The sequence below is a fragment of the Nostoc sp. CALU 546 genome (genome assembly GCF_048836525.1).
Genome location: NZ_JAWJTF010000296.1, coordinates 1 through 2508, shown reverse-complemented (window position 1 = coordinate 2508; position 2508 = coordinate 1). Strand labels below are relative to the sequence as shown.

General features: G+C 41.1%; 4 protein-coding genes. 1 reads left to right on the top strand and 3 read right to left on the bottom strand.

Features of this window, described 5'->3' with window-relative positions:
• Window positions 1-206 precede the first annotated feature (206 nt).
• Entirely contained in the window at window positions 207-863 is a 657-nt protein-coding gene (locus tag RRG12_RS42905) for a hypothetical protein (protein ID WP_420759025.1), read from the top strand.
• 76 nt (window positions 864-939) lie between these two features.
• Here RRG12_RS42905 and RRG12_RS42900 read toward each other — a convergent pair whose 3' ends face one another.
• The 3 genes from RRG12_RS42900 to RRG12_RS42890 form a co-directional block, all read right to left on the bottom strand.
• The gene (locus RRG12_RS42900; protein ID WP_258169889.1) at window positions 940-1068 is read right to left on the bottom strand and encodes a hypothetical protein; all 129 of its coding nucleotides are present in this window, start codon (window positions 1066-1068) and stop codon (window positions 940-942) included.
• A 105-nt stretch (window positions 1069-1173) separates the two neighbouring features.
• Window positions 1174-1632, bottom strand: a complete 459-nt coding sequence (locus tag RRG12_RS42895) for a hypothetical protein (RefSeq protein ID WP_104902257.1) — start codon at window positions 1630-1632, stop codon at window positions 1174-1176.
• Window positions 1625-2389 (bottom strand): ParA family protein, encoded by a 765-nt coding sequence (locus tag RRG12_RS42890; protein ID WP_104902300.1) that lies wholly within the window; start codon window positions 2387-2389, stop codon window positions 1625-1627. Before RRG12_RS42890 ends, RRG12_RS42895 begins: the two co-directional genes overlap by 8 nt.
• Between the last annotated feature and the right edge of the window lie 119 nt (window positions 2390-2508).

The window sequence follows — 2508 nt, the reverse complement described above, 5'->3', positions numbered from 1 at the left end:
TAATGCGTTGCGACCTTTTATCCTCATTTGGCGGAAAATTTCAATTAGTCCGCGAATTTGGTAGGAATTTTTCATCTACTCCGCGATAAATTTTCACTTTGTCTGCGACAAGATAAGTTAGAACCCTGATTACTCCGTTGAGATTTTTTCAATTAGTCTGCGAACCAACAAAAATAAGTTTATTAAGCTAGAACTAATTTGAAATCATGCCGCGTAAGATATGTGGACTTGGCTTTGACTGTGCCTCAATGATGTTGCAACCGGGTATTGACCCTGGAGAATGCTTCAATTATACAACCTGTGGAGCAGCTATTAAATTGACTCCAGATGAGGAAATCGAACTAATTCGCGTGCGGGAGATTGCGTCTTGCCAACGGCAACAGGAGTGGGAACGCAGAGAGGAAACCTTTAGAACCACGCGCCGCGAAGCGGCAATGATGATGCTGATGTCAAGAGGTTGTCCTCAAAGTGCACAATCGCTGGGCGTTGCTGCACAAATGGAAGCGATCGCCGCCTGTGTAGAACAATTGCATCACAACTTAAATAATCTAGAAGGATGCTACATTGCTCCTGGTGGCTGTGAAGTACATCATTATAATGTGAAGCGCCCAAGTGGAGTTTATGGATACAACAAACTCACTGCTCCTGAGCCAATATTTGAACCATCTGAAAAACAGCAGAAAGTGAAAGTTGTTCATTTAAGCCATGATGACGATCCGCGAAACACTGAAGCACGGCTGGGGATTGAGCGCCGAAATCAGTTAACTCGTGTACGAACGCTCTTGGCAACAACTGTGGAACTGTTACAAGAGGCAGCCAATACTCTCACTGAACAGCCTTCTGATGAGGAGCGCTCAGTTTGAAGGTTTAACAAAAGACGCTTCCCCCAAAGTAAGCTCTTCTTCCCAACGTGCTCTCACCCCCAGTCGAGTAACGGCTTTAGTCTTGCAACGACCGGATTAACACAGCCCGATGAGCGATCGCTACTCCAAAATTGAAACTGACATCTATGTCACCTACTGTGGGGCGTAGCCCATCGCCAACGCGGTAAGCGAAGTAGCTGACCACCCTTTTCTATCACTATCACCAAAAGCTGATAAGAAACCATAAATTGAACTTTTTGCTTAATTTATAATCAAAGTCACAACCTCTCACGGATGGATTAGGGTTAACTTAATCGTTAACGTTAATTTTCTTAGCCAATGTCTGAAATTTGCGTTGTTCACCAGCTTGTTTACGCTGTTGATAACGTTTTCTAGCTTGGTTTAATACCTCTTGCAATAATTCCTCATTTTCTGAGCAGACGATAAATGCACCTTCTAGGAAAGTATCTCTAGTAATTTTATTTACATTGCAAAACGTATCTAGTTTGGTATCAATGTCCTGTTCTAACCTGATTGTTCGCCTGATGATCTGCGGTAACTCTAACTGCTCTTCTTGATTAGAAGTGCTTACCTTATCGTTTATTACTTCCTCACTATCTAAATCCGGTTTTGGTTTTTCAGGTAAATGACTAAATTCAGTAATTTGGTCATTTAGTAAGTTATCGTGTTGTACTTTTACAAGTGTTGTATCCCGTGCTGGAACACTTGGACGTGTCTTTTTCTTAAGGCGCTCAAAAACATCAGACATTCTTTTGTAACCTCTCGATAATTTGTTGGAAGGGAGTTTCGAGTTGTTCAAAGCCTAGAGAGGACAAACTTACACCTTTATCTATGGCCTTTTTAAATTGTTCAGATTCTAAAATTGAAGGTAAAACGACTATTTCTTCGGCAATTGTTCGCATTGCACTAATACTCGCCTTACTTTGTGCGACTTGGTTATTACCTACCCATTTATCTCTGAATGGCAAGATGCCAAGCACTATCCCTGAAAAAGCATCAATTTCTTGAAGTTCTTCAACTAAACTTAGAGTTCGGATGAGAGAATTTACACCTTTGGATGATGCTTCTACAGGAATGATGATATGGTCAGCTGCCCCCAACGATGTAAGGCAGATTTGCGATCGCTGAGGTGGTGCATCGATAATGCAGTATTGGAATAGATCTGATACCTCTTTTAAGCGTTTGCTCAGAACAATAGCTCCCATACCGCTCCCAGACAAAAATTCTTGAGCATTATCTAATCCATCATCAGCAGGAATTAACCATAGGTTTTCTCCGATTTCATAAATACCGTCTTCAGTATTGATCTGTTTTTTGAGAACTTCTAGAAGCGTGGGTTGATTCTGCTGAACTTCGTGCCCCAGGTAAAAAGTTAGGTTCGCTTGGGGATCGGCATCAATCATCAGTACACGCTGTCCTGTTTGAGCAAGCATTCTACCCAACAAGATTGCAACAGTTGTTTTTCCCTGGCCACCGGACAAGGATGCACAAGTAAGAATTAACATTTTACTGACTACCAGCAGCATTGTGTAAATTAGTCAATATCATAATGCATAATGTTGTTTTTAAGTTATTTAGTCATTATGTAATTTAGTCATTTACAAATGACTACATTGTAATTAAC

Excerpts from the sequence above, each read along its gene's own strand:
- RRG12_RS42895 (WP_104902257.1), bottom strand. The coding sequence starts at position 1,632 with ATGTCTGATGTTTTTGAGCGCCTTAAGAAAAAGACACGTCCAAGTGTT.
- RRG12_RS42905 (WP_420759025.1), top strand. The coding sequence starts at position 207 with ATGCCGCGTAAGATATGTGGACTTGGCTTTGACTGTGCCTCAATGATG.
- RRG12_RS42890 (WP_104902300.1), bottom strand. The coding sequence starts at position 2,389 with ATGTTAATTCTTACTTGTGCATCCTTGTCCGGTGGCCAGGGAAAAACA.